We start from the raw sequence: 16714 nt of genomic DNA on the forward strand, positions 1-16714 counted from the left end.
AAAGCCAGGCGAAATGACTAGATGCAGGCATCCTATGTAATAAGGGTGCTTTTTTCTTGGGATATTCTACAACTGCACCGTTACTTTAAGTACAAAATTTCACAATCTGCTTCGAAGTCCGACTAGGGAAAGGCGATATAATGTTAAATGCATTGCACCTTTTTGTTTAAAAACAAACATAAGTTATTCTCTTTATAAAAAATATATTAATGCAGCTATGCCTAATGAGATTAATCCCCCAAGACCGGTATACAATCCAATTTTGGTTCTGAAATGTCTATCTTTGGTTGTTTCAGTATAAAAGTTTGCTCTTTGTTGTTGTCCATCCGTCCAAGCTCCGATTAAAATACCCGAAATAAGAATACCCACTACACCTACAATTATAAAAACTTGAAACAATAAATTCCCCCCTTTTCCTACTCAGTATTAATATATACGCATTAATGCTTTCTTTGTGTCATTCCACTTTTACTGCTTCCACTAACCTGCATCCAAGTTGAAGAAGAGACAGCCATGTCAGCTATCACCCCCCTGTAATTCATAAGTGAATAGTTTACAATCTCTTTTAGTGTAAAATAGACTACCTCACGATTCTTCTTAAGTTCAGCACATCGGTAGATTAACATCAAAAGAAAAAGCACTCTTTTTATGAGTGCAATCATTATCTTTTCTTCGTTTTTGATTTATTACCAAAAAGACCTATAGCAACTGCTACCCCAACTAAGCAGGTATTACTTATTTATGATTTTTATTTCTTTTATTGGATAATAAACAACATTTGTTGTCCCTATCACCTTTTCCAATGGTATCGCCCCAATATGACGGCTGTCTGCGCTATGCCTTCTATTATCTCCCATTACAAAAATACTATCTTTAGGAACAGTATCACTACCTACGGCCGTCTCCTCTAAAGTGAAGGAATCTGTTAATGTTCCTTCATTTTGTCTTTTCTTATATTTTTCTAAATAAGGTTCGTTATAGGCCATCCCATTTATATATAAAACATCATTTTTATACTCGATTCTATCACCTGGGAGTCCGATTACACGTTTAATATAATCACTACCGTCTGGGGCGTGAAACACAACAATATCAAATCTTTTCGGATCTCCAATTTTGGTTACAACCATATGGTCCTTGTCCTGGAGAGTGGGGTTCATTGATTCACCGTCAACAACAATGGGGGTAAGGAAAAAAGAGCGAATAATAAATGCTATAACAAGTGCACCCATTATTGATTTAACCCATTCAAACGTTTCATTTTTCTTCTTTATCATTACTCATCCTCCCTTACTATTCAACAGAGTTGATATACTTATTTTACCATGGGTATTTGAGGATTTATTATTTTTTTTTGAGTTATCATGCCGTTCGAAAAGTTTGCCGCCAGATCTTTAAATAAGCCACTTATAGTTGTTAGTGAACCTCATACGGAGGGTCAATAATTATGCCAAAAGCCTTAGAAACCGTTCTTTTCCCTAATCGTATAGAGAATCATGGAGTTTTTTGGAAAGGCGGGTACCAAATTTGGCCAGTATGCTAGGGAAGAAAAGAATGTCAGAAAAGAAAACAAAAGTAGAAAAAAAATCAAAGCTAGAGAATAAAAAGAAGAGAAAACGCCGCCTGCGCCTAGGCGAGAATAGAAGGGAAGTGGCAGCTGGCGTTGTCTTAATCACCGGTGTGTTTTTCTTAATTGTTACTTTCATTTTATGGGGCATTTCCGAGTTATTCGAAGAAAACTTCATTATGTCAGAGTTGGTTGGTGCTTACTGTGGTGCCAGCATGTGTCTTTGCTTTGGTCTTATTTTTACCGGGTTGATCATTGGCACAAGAAACTGGCTTGGTAAAATTGTTGGTTTACTAGTTGCGGCCGTATTTATGTCTGTCAGTTATTCTTTTATCGAAACCTCCATCCTACTCTATAAAGATAAGGAAGCCTTTGAAAACAAGGAGTTTGAAAAGTTGGTCGCTATTCCAATCGGAGCAGAGTACGATGACCCCGACTACGGAACTGAATATCTAATGGAATTGAAGTTTAACGATTTCACCATAGACGTGTACAGTCTGGACATTTCAAGACGCTATTATGAAACAAACCTAAAAGGAAAACCGCTAGAAATTGCCTATCTGCCAAACAGTCACTTTGCAATGAGTGTGAAAGAACATGATGAAACGGGTTCTGATGGTCTAAACGATTGAACATCCCTAAAGGTAGTGGATTATATGTTAGTATATTGCAAGGAAAATTAGATTCTAAACAAACCAGTATCAAGCATATTCATTCAGATACAAAAAGGGGATAAGCAATAACAGGGAAACTATATCTTCAACAACTCTCTGCCCGAAGATACCCCTGCTACTACTTTGTTTTAACATTTACAGATCATTAACAGATTGCCATCAGGATCCTTGAAATTAAAATAATGACCATGTTCAATTTCCGTTATTACGTTTACACCTTTATTTTTCAAAAATGAATATGCTTCTTCAATATTTTGGGTATTAAAATGGAACATTGGGGTTTTAAATAGCGTTTCTTCAGAATAAATCTTGCTGTCTAATACAATCCCCGTACCATCCATGGGAATCACATAAAGATGACCAAACTGTATCTCTCCCGCAACTTCAATGCCTAATAGCTCACAATACCAATCTCTTGCTTTTTCTATATCTTTTACCGGAATGAAAACCGTTCCGATTTGACTTAGGATAGGACTATTCAAATAAAACACCTCCCTTGCAATAAACTTTCACTCCTTTAGACAATTTTGCGAAAGAGAATCATTAGAAACATAAATGATCTTCCAGCTTAAAGTGTGGTATTAGCTGTTTAAGGCATCGAAGCTGTTATGAAATGGATAACAATGGTTACAAGTAACAAAAATACCATGAACCAACTAGAAACTAATAGTAACTTCCCCATGATGTTTACCTTTGTTATCACTTTTAACAAGACAAAACCTGCGATGGTTACGACAAGCCATACTCCTATTCCCCATGCAGAAAATAAAATGCTGGAGTTTTTTACCCATAAAAATAAAATAATAGAATGCAAGACTACTAAAAGTAAGGCAACCTGATTCATCATGTCTCCTCCTATGTATTATGTAATTCTATGTATATAGAATATCTATGTATATTTACACTATACAATTATTCGTATTTTTTTTCAACCAAGCGGTCTATTTGTCTACTGAATCCATGATTTCCCTTATAACTGAATGATTTGAGCTTATGGATGTTTTTCAATGATGTCTGGTATCAAATTTGTAACCAAAGCTCTTGAACCTGAATACTATAAATAGACATAAGGAAGCACCTTGTGTCACATAATCTGACTTTTTTAAGTCAGATTTTTTTTGCAGGAAAACACACCCTTCTATTGAATACATAGGTATTAAATATTTAGGAGAATGGTGAATGAAAAAACGACATGAAATCCTATTTACACAGTTAGAAAGCTATCGAAGTTATATTTTAGCAGTACTGGAGAGTGTAACCCCAGAGGAAGCCGAGGTCATTCCAAAAGATTTCAAGAATAATATTCGTTGGAACCTCGGGCATATCTATCTCGACCAATATCTATGGATACAAGAGGTCACAAGAGAAAAAAGCGGTGTACCAGAACCATTTAATACCTGGTTCGGATATGGAACCTCTCCAGCTGACTTCACTTCTGAAACCCCATCATTGGAAGAGTTAAAGAGCTTATTAAAGGAACAACCCGACCTCATCAAAGCAGAATATGGCGATCGATTAGAGGAAGAATTCCCAACAACCGAAATGGGTATGCACACCATCGAGCAAGTTTTAATTCGAACGATTTTTCACGAAGGCATGCACCTGCAGGCTATTCTTGATTTGAAAAAATGTTTGAAACGATAGTCTAAATAGTAAAAGGCATCCAAACAATGGATGCCTTTTACTCAACCAGTGAGATTATCCTAACCAATTAAGATTTTTTCTTCTGCATATCGGACCTTTGCTTCCTTTCGAGTATGTAAAAGTGCAAAAGCCATGGTTAAAGGTCCAAGCCTTCCAATAAACATCATAATGGTAATCAACACTCTTCCGAAAGGCGATAGTTCAGGTGAAAAATTAGCAGACAACCCTACTGTTCCAAAGGCGGAAATCGTTTCAAATAGAATTTTGCTCATATCTGCATTTTCGGTAAACGTTAATAAGAAGAAGATGAGGAAGATAAAAAACATTCCCGCCACCACAATCGATAATGATTTATTTACCAAGTCCCTTGGAATTCTTCTTTTAAAAATATTCACTTCATTTCGATTTGTAATCACAGCCCAGAAGGCAAAAATGATAATCGCAAAGGTTGTTACTTTAATCCCGCCACCCGTCGAACCGGAAGACGCACCAATAAACATTAATGCCATCATGAAAACAAGGGAAGAGAGATTCATTGCCCCAATGTCAATCGTGTTAAAACCTGCAGTCCTTGTCACAACGCCTTGAAAGTAGGAGGCCCATAGCTTATCTCCAAAGTGCAGATTTCCAATCGTATCTGGATTACTATATTCGGAAATCAAAATAACTAAAGTGCCTAAAATGCTAAGGATAAGTGATATAAGCAGTGCCACTTTTGAATGAAGCGATAATTTCCGAATCGATCTTTTATGAAAAAGATCGAGAATGACTGTAAAACCAATACCTCCCGTAATGAAAAGGAAAGTGATCATGATATTTACAATAGGATCACCTACCCATTTACTCAGATTGTCAGGTTCAAGACCAAACCCTGCGTTATTAAAAGCAGAAATCGAGTGGAATATTCCATAGTAAACGGCCTTCTTAACAGGCATTTCAAATGACCAACGAATCGCTAAGGTAATCGCACCGATTAGTTCCACAATAAAAGTAATCAGGATAATCCGTTTTACGAGGCTGACAATCCCAGCCAGGGAAAATACATTTAATGAATCCTGAAGCAATAAGCGTTCCTTAAGACCAATTTTTTTACCTAAGATAATAAACATAAAGATTCCAGTGGTCATAAATCCCCAGCCGCCAACTTGAATCAAACAGAGAAGAACAATCTCACCAAATAAAGTAAAGGTTGTACCCGTATCCACAACGGCCAAACCTGTCACACAGACTGCAGATGTTGCTTCAAATAAAGCATCAATAAAACTGAGTCCGCGTCCCTTTTCATAAGTGGCTATCGGAAGCATAAAAAGAAACGTTCCCAATAGAATTAGACTGCCGAAACCTAATACAAGTATTTGGGCTGGATGCAAACTGACTAAATTCCCTTTTCTCTTATATAATTTCACATTGTTTTCTCCCTAGGAAAAATTTTTTAACAACCTAATTTTCTCCAATTTATCGTAAAATGTCTATTTTTTCTTATATTCTATGATAAACCATAGGTTTGTACGCACCTTTTATAAATAGGTGCCTTTTTATTATGCTCCTGCACTCGATCTTAATCTTTTTCACACCCCCTTTAATTCCATCGTCATAAATACACTATTTGGATCTTCACTATAATCCGAAAATGGCTCACAATAGAGGAACCCGAAACTTGAATAGAGTCTTCGAGCCGGTTCGAAAGCCCCCTGTGACCCTGTTTCCAAACTTAACCTGAGGTAGCCACGGCGCTTGGCTTCTTCGATAATGTGTTTGAGCATTTGTTTGGCGACACCTTTTCTCAGATGTGCTGAGGAGGTTCGCATCGATTTGATCTCGCCATGGTGGTCATCCAATTCTTTCAGTGCCCCGCATCCAACCAATTCCGTTCCCTCCCATCCACTCCAGAAGGTAATCTCTGAACTCCGCAATTGTTCAAGGCCTAGAGCATGAATGCTTTCAGGCGGAGAATTTTCGTGCATCCCTTGAAGATGTTCCCGCACCAATTCTTTTACAGCATTTCCGGTTAAATCATCTATTTTAATTTTCATATGACCCCTCCATTCCAATCGTATACAGTGAACACCTTCCTTTCAAGCACGTTGGCAGGAAATCTGCCAAACGACTTCCTATTGACAGTATTGGAACTAAAAGGTAATATAAAAGTAACTACTATGTATTGCCAAGTAGTTATTTTTTCAACCGACTATCTTGTTTTACCAAGTAGTTATTTTTTTCGGTAGCTATCTTGTTTTACCGAGTAGGTATTTTTTTCAGCAGCTATCTTGTTTTACCAAGTAGTTGTTGAAAAGGTTTAGGGAGAGGAGCTATACCATGTCCTTAAGAAGCCAATTACTAAAGGGAATACTGGATGGGTGCGTCTTAGCCGTTATTGAAAAAGAACCAGTATATGGCTACGAATTATCTAAAAAGCTTCAAGAATTCGGATTAAGTGATGTAAGCGAAGGGACGATTTATCCCGTATTGCTCCGCTTACAGAAAAACGGTCTGATCAGGGGAGAAATGCGGCCATCCGAGTCCGGTCCAAACAGAAAGTATTATTTTTTAACAAATGAAGGCAAAGAGGCGCTAGACATTATAGTATCTGAGTGGAAACAGATGGTTGAACCAGTTAATTCTTTATTTAAGGGGAGAAATGACGATGAAGGCTAAACAATTAATTGAGGAAAATAACAGAAAACGCGAAGAACTCACAGAAGAGAACGAAAAATACTATAGTGATATGATGATTTACATTCGTCTCCAATTTACTCTTTCCGAACAACAATCCGAGGAAGTGTTGATGGAAATGCTCGATCACCTCCTTGATGGGCAGCATGAAGGTAAGTCTGCTAAGGATATATTTGGTGATGATCCCAAAGGGTATGCGGATGAAATCATTCAAAACTTGCCGAATGAACAAAAACGAGAGGTGATTCCATTTATTATGGGGATTGTTCTCAATCTGGTCAGTTGGATGCTCATGATTCGGGGAGCTGTGATTGTCATTATCTCGCAATTTAAGAATGAGGATGTGGATTCTAGCGTTTATCTGTACCCTACTCTCTTGTTATTTGCCGTTATTTTAGGATCAGTTGCATTCGGCGTTTGGTTTTTCTTTCGAACCATCAAACAATCGTTATTTAATGAAAAGGCAAGCGAAAAGAAAGATATGCTAAAGATCGGGATTTTCGGTGCTGTCTCCATGGGGCTTGTCATTGCTTTAACGAAGTTTATACCAGACTTCGGTCCTGCCTTCGACTTTTCTTGGTGGGCGTCCCTACTAACAGGCGGGGTCCTTTGGGTAATCGTATTTATGGGGAAAAAATTTGAGTGGTTCAAATAAAATGTTGGATTACTCGATTACCTGAGCCAGGCACCTGCCTGGCTTTTTCAATCTTGGGTTTGGGGTGCGGAATTTGTTAGGCAGATAAACAATGGGTATTGGCAGGTGAAAAAGAATTTTGGCAGGTAAGTGCTCCATAATAGCAGGTAAGGAACTCTTTTTGGCAGGTAGAGGATTTTTAATGATGGTAACTTGTACATAAATCCAGCTTTCATGCTTAATTTCGAGCTGAATATCCATATGCAGGAAACTTTGATACCTGAACCTGGCTGCCGCCTGGCTTTTTATAGGATTCAGTGAGGTGGTGGAATTAATTAGGCAGATAAACAAAGAGGATTAGCAGATAAAACACAATTTAGGCAGGTAAATGCTCCGAATTGGCAGGTGGGGAGCACATTTTGGCAGATAGAGGATTTTTCACATAAAAAAAAACACCGAATTCGCCCCCACTGCGAATTCGGTGTCTTCCACCAACATTATGCTGCTTGCTCAATCATCGTTTCTCTCGCCTGCTCGCGTTTGAAACGAATGGCCATGTACGTGAATGTCACGAGCATGAATCCAGCCATGTATCCTAGCAAAATGACGTTGTTGTGCCACATGTATGCAAAGTTGCCGCTTGAAATAACTGCCTTAAACGCTTGGACGGTGTACGTCATAGGGAAGAAAGCGTTAAATGGCTGCAGCGCCTCCGGTATTAACACAAGTGGGAAGGTTCCCGCGCTTGTCGTTAATTGCATGATGAGGACAAGAATGGCGATGAAACGTCCGACATCCGCCAATGTGGTCACTAGCATTTGAATCAGTGTCACGAACACCATACTGGTGATGATCGATGTCACCACAAATAACGGCAGGCTTTGTACCTTGATTCCTAAACCAACCACTAATACGAAATCGACCAATAGTGCTTGAATGACACCGATCAAGGTGATGACTCCCAATTTACCGAAAAACCATTGTCTTGCTGAAGCTGGTTGAACGGCAGGTTCTCTTAGCCCAAAAACAATCGAAATAATCAATGCCCCGACAAAAAGTCCCAGCGAGATAAAATACGGTGCAAATCCAGTACCATAGTTTGGCACGGTGTTAATCTCACTTTTATCCACTTTCACGGGCTCACCCATCATATCGAAGGTATCTTCGTCCGCATGAACACCACTTGCCTGCTCGGCACCTTCTGCAAGCTTTTCTCTTAATTCTGAAGAACCATTTTGTAGTTTTTCCGAACCCGCTTGTAAATCAGAAGAACCCTCGGCCAGCTTACCGGTACCATCGGCGATTTTATCTGCGCCTTCGGATAATTGTCCCATACCCGCTGTCAGCTGATTGGCACCTGCATTTAGTGCAGCTGACCCTTCATAGAGCTGGTGAATACCCTGCTGTAATTTTTCCTGGTTGGCATTTATTTCTCCTAAGCCGCCAATTAATTGATCGAAGGCTGGATCTGTTTGTTTTTTCAATTGCTCTTCAAGACCATTTGCGGCCCCAAGCAATTGTCCATTTACTTGAGTTTTAAATTGAGAGAACCCCTGGTGCAATCCAGGCGTAATCGCTTGTGATACCTGCTGCTCGACCTCTGCCTTGGTTGGCGCAGCTTGTTGTTCCATAATCGTCTGAACAGTTTCAGCTGGAACTCCGTTTGCGATTAAAGCCCCTGCCAGCTCCTGCATTTTTGCCTTTTGCTGTACGATCATCTGGTCGGCAATCTGTGAAGATAGCCCGTCACCCAACTGTGTTTCAAACTGATTGATACCCGCATTTAACTTTTCTGTACTGCCAGTTAATTGACTGCTAATCCCGGCAGCAATGCCGGCCGGTAATTCCTTCTTCAACTGTTCCGCACCATTTTGTGCTTTTTCGGTGCCTGTCACCAGCTGTGGAAGTTTTTCATCCACTTCCGCCAAGCCTTGATTGATGGCAGTCGACCCTTTTGCCAGCTCATCCGATCCTGAGGCTATGCTATGGACGCCTTCCTCAAACTGTATTGATTTACTCGCTAACAATTTCAGGTTTTCCTTTACCTGGCCAACACCATCCGTAAGTTTCGCACTTCCATCATATAGTTGATTGGCTCCCTCACTGGCTTTGTCTAACCCTCCAGCCATATCGGTCACTTTTTCAAAAATGCTTTCCGAGTAGGTCGAGATGATTTCCTTTGATATTTCCGCTTTGATTTCCTTCATCGCCGTTTCGCCGATTTGTGCCGATAAGAAGTTGGCTCCTTCATTTGGCACGTATTTCATTTCTAATTTTTGCGGCTCGTCCTCCAGAAGGGTCGTAGCATTTTTTGAAAAATCATCCGGAATTTCCACCAGGATATAATACTTTTGATCTTCTAATCCTTGATAGCCTTGCTCCTTATCCACGATATCAAAAGCAAATGTATTACTTTTCTTCAAATTTCCGACTAGGTCCCTCCCTAGCTGAAGCTCCTCTCCGTTGAGGCTTGCTCCTTCATCCTGGTTCACAATCGCCACCGGCAGGTCGCCTAAATATTTATATGGATCCCAAAACGCCCATAAGAACATTCCAGCATATAGCACTGGTATAAAGAGGATGGCGATGATGGGAATGAGAACCTTTCGATTGGAAAGGATAGATTTTAACTCTGCTTTTATTCCTTTCATGGTATGCTCCCCCTAGATTAATGACCGTTTTATTCATTTGGTCATTTTTAGATAAAAATAATGACTATTTTGTTCATATGGTCAATTTTAACGAAAAATAAAAGACTTTTATGCTAACAAGCCTTTTAATAGATAGAGTTCAAAGAGCTTTGAGATTTCCTCTTTATCCAATGGTGGATGGTTTCGCTGCCAATCAACCACTAACGAGAAGTACATTTTTAACATCACGAAGGCTGTGACCTCAGGATCACAAGACTTGATTTCGCCCTTGTCGATAGCCTTTTGAATAATGGCCTTCATATATTGGATGATGGATTGCTCCACTCTTTGCATGGCTTCCACTACGGTTTGCGTCCCCATATCCCGCTCTTCTTGAATCAATTTAATGGTGAGCTGATGGGATTCCCGGAACTCATGAATCGAAACTAACACATTGTTGACATTTTCTAGAATGGAGGCAGTATCGTTCATAGCCCCTTCTACGACTACTCGAATCTCTGCAATGAGCGAATGAATTATTTCATCGAATAACTCTTCCTTCGTCTTGAAAAAAGTATAAATGGTTCCCTTTCCTACATTGGCTAACTTTGCAACTTGATCCATCGTCGTTGCTTTATACCCATACAAAGAAAAAGACTTAGCTGCTGCCTCAATAATCAACTTTTTCCGGTCAATAACGGCCACATCCACTCACCTCACTTTTTTAAAAACTGACTGAAAAACTAAATCAGTCATTTTTACAAAAGGTAATATATCATACTGATTTAAATTTAGCAATACCCATCTTGGACATCCTTCATGTGAATACGTCTTCCTTCATCATTGGCTCACACTCTTCGACATATGTCTGTGAGTTCCTCCGCAGATTTTGTCAACCGAATTTTAGGAACCTTTTTCCACTTATTCACGTCTTATTGAGTAGAGACAAAAAGGAATAACTGGGGGATCATTTCGATGAAAAGGTTTTTAATTGCGTTGTTTATTGCGCTCTGCTTGTTTTGTGCGACTGGAGGGTTGGAAAGGTTTGCTTCAAAACTAGAGATTCAGGAGCCTGAAGTTACCCAAGATATAGAATCTGCTGCCAAAATTTCATTGTAGGGTAACAGTCCTAGCACTGCTGGGACTGTTTTTGTGTTCATGCCGTCACCATTTCCCCTTTTGGACATACCCTATTAGTGGACAAGGAGGTGGAAATGATGGGAGTACGGCCATGCTGCCTTGAGCTAGAACGACGCGTACAGCGGCTTGAACGTCTGACCGAGCGACAACAACGTGAAATCCAGCGTTTAGAAGACCAAATGGAGACGGTAGACCAACGATTACAAGCCATTGAAGAAAATTGCTGCAACGAACAGGAGTAAAATTGATTTTTATATGTATAAGAGACTGATAGATTGGTAAGAATGTTGATAGAAGTGAATTTTAAGGGGGAATGAACCAATGAATGAAACGAAATTGCTATTATCAGAGTTTGCTAATGAAGAAGGCTTCGAGCTTACGAATTACCTTACTCACCTGTTTGAATATGTGTCCAAGCAACTGGGACAGACTCCGGCAATAAACACAACTTCAGAAATTGAAAATACTTAAGTCCGGGCGTTGCAGAATGCCTGGTTTTTTTGTGCTCTTTTTTGATTCATTATTCGCGTATCACTGACTATTTTAAGCAAAAAGGCTTGTTCTCGATAGAAATCCTCTTTTCTCTCCTCGGAAGGTCAATTTTTGGGTATAATAAAGGAATATGGATTTTTCGGAAAAGGGGGTCGTGGCCTTGGAGTCAATGACTGCAAATGAACGGATTGAACTCCTCGCGGAGGAAATAAAGGAATTGCTGCACCCGCATGCCACCGACGATGTCAAGCTGGTTCAAAAGGGCTTAATGCTGTACCGGCAGGGTTTGGTAAAGCAATTGCAAGTTTGGAATGCCCAAATTACGGCAACGGTTCAGGACGTAACGCCTTGCTATGTTAAGCTCAATTTTGCCTTTTTGGCCTCGAGTCAGTGTACCTGCCCCTATGAGGGATTGTGCCGCCATCAGATGGCCGTGTTTTTTGCGGCTTATTCAAGAATTGGCAGTGTCGCCGATTGGGTTGCAGAATGGCGGGAACCGATGAAAGAGAAAAGTGCTGTCACGAATTGGGGGCTGCAGGCGGCAAAGGATTTAATCAAGGCGAACGGTGTGATGAAGCCTGATTATCGCCGCTGGGTTGAATCATTCGAGGTCAGCTTCGATACGATTCTGAATTCGAAAAAATATTCGAGCCCTTTTATTATTGCAGAGCTGTTTAATATTTTTGAACGGCGGATCAAAGCGAGCGCGCCTGTGGAACAAGAATGGCGTTTGTTATATGAAATGGTCGGGATTGTGGTTTCGTTTAGGAAACTCGCTGTTCTGACTGAGGATGCGGGTTTTTCTGAGGAGAGTGTCAGACGCGCCTATCTCTCTGTGTTTCATAATTTAATTGAGGATGCGGATGAGCTCGTTTTAAAAATTGGTGTTCAATCGCTGCCGTTTGACTTCGATGAGTTTATTATGAAATTAAAGGACGATGTTTTCGAGCTGCTGACGGTGTCCACTGGGCTCGAGCAGGAGCGCATCTATTTGTATCGCCTGCTCTGGACGAACCTTTTTAAAAAGAAGGAGTGGCGGGAGCAAGAGATTGTCCGGATTCATGAGCGGATGAAATCGGCGAAGGAGTGGGAGAATCTGAATCCGCTGATGATTGCTGGAGTCCATATCAGCTTTCTGCAGCAAAAGGATGAATTGGCCTTAGATTTGATTGATAAAATCGAGGATTCTCTGATCACACCTTATATGCTTCACTGGATTGACCTATTGTCACAGACAAAATCGTGGAAACGAGTGGGACCGGTCGTTGAGCTGTTTGCATCTAAACTTAAAAGTTATTTAGCCTTTTTGCGGACGTATCATTCCTGTGCTGCTTTTACCCGATCGGCACTTAAGGCGATTGCCCCGTACGTTTTAGAAAATGGAAAGACCGAATTGTACGAACGCGCTATGCTGGCGACATTACCCTATAGCTATACGGAATATGAATTTTTGCTGTTTGAACGGAAGCAATTTGAAAAATGGGGTGACCTTCAGGCATTCATGGGCTGGAGCTACTACGATCTGCCGCGGGAGCGCGTTAAGGTGATTGAAAAGGAAAAGCCTGAGGTTCTGCTCGGCATGCTGCACCAATCTGCGCTCCAAGAAATCAATCAAAAAAACCGGTCCAGCTACAAAGCAGCCGTTCGGCACCTAAAAAAGCTGCGGACCCTCTACAAAAAAATCAAACGCGTCGACGACTGGCAATACTTCCTCGACACCCTAATGGACAAAACCAAACGCCTCCGCGCCTTCCACGAAGAATGCAGGCGCAGCAAGCTTATTGAGGAATAGGATGTGGTGGTGTGGCGGTGGTTGGGTGACAGGCACCGCTCGTGGACACTGTCTTTCTGTGGTGACAGGCACCGCCCGTGGACACTGTCCACCTCAGACGGACAGTTCTGATGTGCATTTTTAGGATTTTTTGGTGGTAATTTTGGTTTTGGACATTTTTTTATGGGTTTTGGACATTTTCCATAGTCTTTTGGATAATTAAACATTTTCTGGAAACCAACAATCCACATCCAAAAGCCAAAACTCAATTTGGCACCATATACACCCTAGTAAAAGGAGTAACATGACGATGCTAAAAACGAGATTTATTAAGCTACTGACAATAAAATTGGAAGATGGCCGCTATCTTTTGGCTGCTGAGGATGAGCATGGGTCCGGTTTACCTCCTTCTGAGTGGAAAAACGTGCTATTCAGCCTACACCAGGAGAGCTTTTTTGGCACGCTTCTAGAGACGGAGTCAGTGGATGGCATCGAGGGAGTTGTGGTCACGGGCTGGCACCTGGTTTCTCTTTTTGCAAAGGAATCCTTTAACCGGTTTATCGACTGGGACTGGGATGACCAGTCGGAAATTTGCCTGGCTGCCGCTCACGCCCTCCATGAAGGGATTATCGAGAAGGATTGGCTGCCGGACTTTTCTGTTTGGGAGCATGGGGATTTCCGCTGGAAGCTGCCCGCCCGGGTCATGGATGAATTTGATCCATCATTCTGGGATCAACCTGTGGATTCCCATATCGAAGACTCTGAAAAGGTACAAGAGTTTATCTCTGATTTATATAATCAGTCTTTAGATGCCTACTTAACGAGAAATTCCGCTATGAAAGAACTTTTCGGACCAAAGCTTGATTTACTTCGGAAACAGAATATATCTGGTGCGGAGCTGTCCCGCTATTTTGATGAAGAAAGCTGGCTTGAGTGGGTTGGCATCAAGGAAAGCGACACCCCCTTTACGATTGGGCTGAAATTAGATGAGCCCTTAGATGGAGAAGGGCTATGGAACCTAGATGTCTTTCTGCGCGGCAAGAAAAATGTCGATGATGTCTATGAGTTAGGCGCTAAACTTCCGGCAAGATGGAAGCCATTTTTAGAAAGTGTTGAACGCCAGCAAGGCCGCTGGGTGAAGCTAATTCCTTGGATGAGTGAGGACGGATCGACCTTAAAATCAGGGCTCACAGAAGAAGAAGCCTGGATGTTTTTGACGGAAGCAAGTGAAACGCTTGTAGCTCTCGATGTAGAGATCCTGCTTCCTTCTTGGTGGCAGGCAATGAAAAATGCTAATTTGAAGGTGAAGGCGTCACTTAAAGGGTCTTCTAGTCATCGTCCATCATTTGTCGGACTTCAGGCCATGCTTGACTTCAATTGGCGTTTCTCGATGAATGGGGTCGACCTTTCCGAGGAGGAATTCGGCCAGCTTGTGGAAGAAAAACGCCGGCTTGTTTTTATTCGTGGCCGCTGGGTGAAGCTCGATCCAGGTTTTATTCGGCAAATTCAGGATCTGATGAAACGGGCCGAAAAGGAAGGCTTGCATGTTAGGGACCTGCTTGAACAAGAGCTGGTCGAGGCACCTCCTACTGAAGATGAGCTAGAAAATCCAAAAGCCTTCGCACGGATTCAAATTGAATTGAACAGCCAATGGAAAAAGATGATTCATCAGCTTTCCCAGGCACATGAGATTCCTATGGAAACAGTACCAGGGGGACTTCAAGGTGAACTCCGCCCTTATCAGCAGCTTGGAATGAGCTGGCTCTGGTTCCTCCGCCAATACGGTTTTGGCGCTGTCCTGGCCGATGACATGGGACTTGGGAAAACCGTTCAATTGATTGCGTATTTATTGAAGGTCAAGGATGGAGTTGGGGTCCTTTCGGAAGAGATGACAGGCACCATATTGGGCGCAACTTCTGATGCGGTGACAGGCACCGAAACCGAAGCAGGTTCAGATGTGGCGACAGATACCAAAATTGTCAGCAATTCTAAAAAGCAAACTTCCGCAAGTAAAAAGGAACAAGTTTCAAGCGAAAAGACACCTGTAAAGGCTGCTTTGATTATTTGTCCAACATCTGTTCTTGGGAATTGGCAGAAGGAGCTTGAACGGTTTGCACCAGAGATGAATGTGTATTTGCATTATGGTTCGAACCGGTTGAAGGAAGAGGCCTTTTTAGAAAAGGTCAAGGATGCTGATGTTGTCCTGACTTCATATGGATTGAGCCATATGGACACCGAGGAGTTTGAAACCAAACTTTGGAGCTCAATTGCCATTGATGAGGCACAGAATATCAAGAATGCTGGAACGAAGCAGTCAAAGGCAGTACGCAGACTGCGTGGAGGGCATCACATTGCCTTAACTGGAACACCGATGGAAAACCGGTTATCCGAGCTGTGGTCCATTTTTGATTTTACCAATCATGGCTATCTTGGCAGTTTGGGACAATTTCAGAAAAAGTTCGTGATTCCGATTGAGAAGGATGAGAAAAAGGAAAAGGTCAATCAGCTTCAGTCTTTAATCCGCCCGTTCCTGTTAAGGAGGACAAAGAAGGATGAAGAGGTTGCCCTCAACCTACCTGACAAGCAGGAGCAAAAAGAGTACTGCCCGCTTACGACGGAGCAAGCGTCGTTATATGAGCAGCTGGTCAAGGATACGTTTGCAGAAATTGAAAAGTTGTCTGGTTTCGAACGTAAGGGGCTAATTTTACAAATGCTCAGCCGGTTGAAGCAGCTTTGTAATCATCCTGCCCTTTATTTAAAGGAGAAATCTGCTGAGAGGGTGCTGCTTGATCGCTCCAATAAATTAGAAAAGCTTGTCGACCTGGTAGACGCTGTTTTGGATGCAGGTGAAAGCTGTCTCATCTTTACGCAATATATTGAAATGGGCGAAATGATTCGCTCGACCATAAAGAAAAAGTTTGGAGTCGAAGTTCCGTTCCTGAACGGAAGTGTCCCGAAATCGCAGCGTGATAGCATGATTGAGAAGTTCCAAAACCATGAGTTCCCTGTGTTCTTGTTATCTTTGAAAGCTGGAGGAACTGGGTTGAACCTGACGGCAGCCAATCACGTCATCCACTACGATCGCTGGTGGAATCCAGCTGTTGAAAATCAAGCTACCGACAGAGCGTATCGTATCGGCCAGTCTCGATTCGTACACGTGCACAAACTCATCTGCACCGGAACCCTTGAAGAAAAAATAGACGCCATGCTTGAGAAAAAGCAGCACCTAAACGACCAAATCATCCAAAGCGAAAACTGGATCACCGAACTCTCTACTGACGAACTCAAGGATTTAGTGTATTTGGGGTAGCTGGGTGTCATGGTTGGGTGAAAATTTTGGGTGACAGGCACCGCTCGTGGACACTTTCCACCAGGGGTGGACACTTCCACCATTCAGGCGGACACTCCTACTCCTACGATAAACCAGTCTTCGGACTGGTTTTTATTGTTGAGCTGCCCAAAAAAACAAAAAGAGATCTAACATCCTTT

Annotated in this window: 18 protein-coding genes; 9 read left to right on the plus strand and 9 right to left on the minus strand. The window is 41.7% G+C overall.

The features are described 5' to 3' along the window. Nucleotides 1-192 precede the first annotated feature (192 nt). The 3 genes from AC2TFD_RS28980 to lepB all read right to left on the minus strand — a co-directional run bounded on the left by AC2TFD_RS28980 (nt 193) and on the right by lepB (nt 1277). Entirely contained in the window at nt 193-399 is a 207-nt protein-coding gene (locus AC2TFD_RS28980; protein ID WP_335569507.1) for a DUF5316 family protein, read from the minus strand. A 41-nt stretch (nt 400-440) separates the two neighbouring features. Next, nucleotides 441-662: a hypothetical protein gene (locus AC2TFD_RS28985; protein WP_484674595.1), complete on the minus strand. Its 222-nt coding sequence runs from the start codon at nt 660-662 to the stop codon at nt 441-443. Between the two features lie 69 nt (nt 663-731). Next, nucleotides 732-1277, minus strand: a complete 546-nt coding sequence (lepB, locus tag AC2TFD_RS28990) for a signal peptidase I (protein ID WP_484674596.1) — start codon at nt 1275-1277, stop codon at nt 732-734. 277 nt (nt 1278-1554) lie between these two features. On the opposite strand from lepB, the gene AC2TFD_RS28995 reads away from it, so the two are divergent. After that, the gene (locus AC2TFD_RS28995; RefSeq protein ID WP_484674597.1) at nt 1555-2199 is read left to right on the plus strand and encodes a hypothetical protein; all 645 of its coding nucleotides are present in this window, start codon (nt 1555-1557) and stop codon (nt 2197-2199) included. Nucleotides 2200-2369: 170 nt separating this feature from the next. On the opposite strand, the gene AC2TFD_RS29000 is transcribed toward AC2TFD_RS28995, so the two are convergent. Beyond that, a complete protein-coding gene (locus AC2TFD_RS29000; RefSeq protein WP_484674598.1) occupies nt 2370-2723 on the minus strand; it encodes a VOC family protein in 354 nt (117 codons plus the stop codon). A gap of 107 nt (nt 2724-2830) precedes the next feature. Beyond that, nucleotides 2831-3085 carry a hypothetical protein gene (locus tag AC2TFD_RS29005; protein ID WP_484674599.1) on the minus strand — a complete coding sequence of 85 codons (255 nt, stop codon included), beginning with the start codon at nt 3083-3085 and terminating at the stop codon, nt 2831-2833. A gap of 335 nt (nt 3086-3420) precedes the next feature. On the opposite strand from AC2TFD_RS29005, the gene AC2TFD_RS29010 reads away from it, so the two are divergent. Then, a complete protein-coding gene (locus tag AC2TFD_RS29010; RefSeq protein ID WP_484674600.1) occupies nt 3421-3885 on the plus strand; it encodes a DinB family protein in 465 nt (154 codons plus the stop codon). Between the two features lie 59 nt (nt 3886-3944). Here AC2TFD_RS29010 and AC2TFD_RS29015 read toward each other — a convergent pair whose 3' ends face one another. Both AC2TFD_RS29015 and AC2TFD_RS29020 read right to left on the minus strand, forming a co-directional pair. Beyond that, nucleotides 3945-5291 carry a TrkH family potassium uptake protein gene (locus AC2TFD_RS29015; protein WP_484674601.1) on the minus strand — a complete coding sequence of 449 codons (1347 nt, stop codon included), beginning with the start codon at nt 5289-5291 and terminating at the stop codon, nt 3945-3947. Nucleotides 5292-5453: 162 nt separating this feature from the next. Further along, nucleotides 5454-5918 carry a GNAT family N-acetyltransferase gene (locus AC2TFD_RS29020; protein WP_484674602.1) on the minus strand — a complete coding sequence of 155 codons (465 nt, stop codon included), beginning with the start codon at nt 5916-5918 and terminating at the stop codon, nt 5454-5456. A gap of 283 nt (nt 5919-6201) precedes the next feature. Here AC2TFD_RS29020 and AC2TFD_RS29025 point away from each other — a divergent pair, with 283 nt between their 5' ends. Next, nucleotides 6202-6540, plus strand: a complete 339-nt coding sequence (locus AC2TFD_RS29025) for a PadR family transcriptional regulator (RefSeq protein ID WP_335510811.1) — start codon at nt 6202-6204, stop codon at nt 6538-6540. Then, nucleotides 6530-7213, plus strand: coding sequence for a DUF1129 family protein (locus AC2TFD_RS29030; protein ID WP_484674603.1), 684 nt, complete (start codon nt 6530-6532; stop codon nt 7211-7213). Before AC2TFD_RS29025 ends, AC2TFD_RS29030 begins: the two co-directional genes overlap by 11 nt. 476 nt (nt 7214-7689) lie before the next feature. Here the strand turns inward: AC2TFD_RS29030 and AC2TFD_RS29035 are convergent, their stop codons facing one another. Together AC2TFD_RS29035 and AC2TFD_RS29040 are read right to left on the minus strand one after the other, a co-directional pair. Continuing rightward, nucleotides 7690-9843, minus strand: coding sequence for a YhgE/Pip family protein (locus tag AC2TFD_RS29035; RefSeq protein WP_484674604.1), 2154 nt, complete (start codon nt 9841-9843; stop codon nt 7690-7692). Nucleotides 9844-9951: 108 nt separating this feature from the next. Further along, nucleotides 9952-10518: a TetR/AcrR family transcriptional regulator gene (locus AC2TFD_RS29040; RefSeq protein ID WP_484676386.1), complete on the minus strand. Its 567-nt coding sequence runs from the start codon at nt 10516-10518 to the stop codon at nt 9952-9954. Between the two features lie 279 nt (nt 10519-10797). Here AC2TFD_RS29040 and AC2TFD_RS29045 point away from each other — a divergent pair, with 279 nt between their 5' ends. The 5 genes from AC2TFD_RS29045 to AC2TFD_RS29065 all read left to right on the plus strand — a co-directional run bounded on the left by AC2TFD_RS29045 (nt 10798) and on the right by AC2TFD_RS29065 (nt 16535). Next, nucleotides 10798-10941, plus strand: a complete 144-nt coding sequence (locus AC2TFD_RS29045; protein ID WP_335569518.1) for a hypothetical protein — start codon at nt 10798-10800, stop codon at nt 10939-10941. Nucleotides 10942-11039: 98 nt separating this feature from the next. Next, nucleotides 11040-11204 carry a hypothetical protein gene (locus AC2TFD_RS29050; protein ID WP_484674605.1) on the plus strand — a complete coding sequence of 55 codons (165 nt, stop codon included), beginning with the start codon at nt 11040-11042 and terminating at the stop codon, nt 11202-11204. A 79-nt stretch (nt 11205-11283) separates the two neighbouring features. Then, nucleotides 11284-11433, plus strand: coding sequence for a hypothetical protein (locus AC2TFD_RS29055; RefSeq protein ID WP_335510820.1), 150 nt, complete (start codon nt 11284-11286; stop codon nt 11431-11433). 190 nt (nt 11434-11623) lie between these two features. Continuing rightward, nucleotides 11624-13246: an SWIM zinc finger family protein gene (locus AC2TFD_RS29060; protein WP_484676387.1), complete on the plus strand. Its 1623-nt coding sequence runs from the start codon at nt 11624-11626 to the stop codon at nt 13244-13246. A 289-nt stretch (nt 13247-13535) separates the two neighbouring features. Next, nucleotides 13536-16535 (plus strand): DEAD/DEAH box helicase, encoded by a 3000-nt coding sequence (locus AC2TFD_RS29065; RefSeq protein WP_484674606.1) that lies wholly within the window; start codon nt 13536-13538, stop codon nt 16533-16535. Nucleotides 16536-16714 lie beyond the last annotated feature (179 nt).

It is taken from the genome of Neobacillus sp. plas4, from assembly GCF_057221695.1.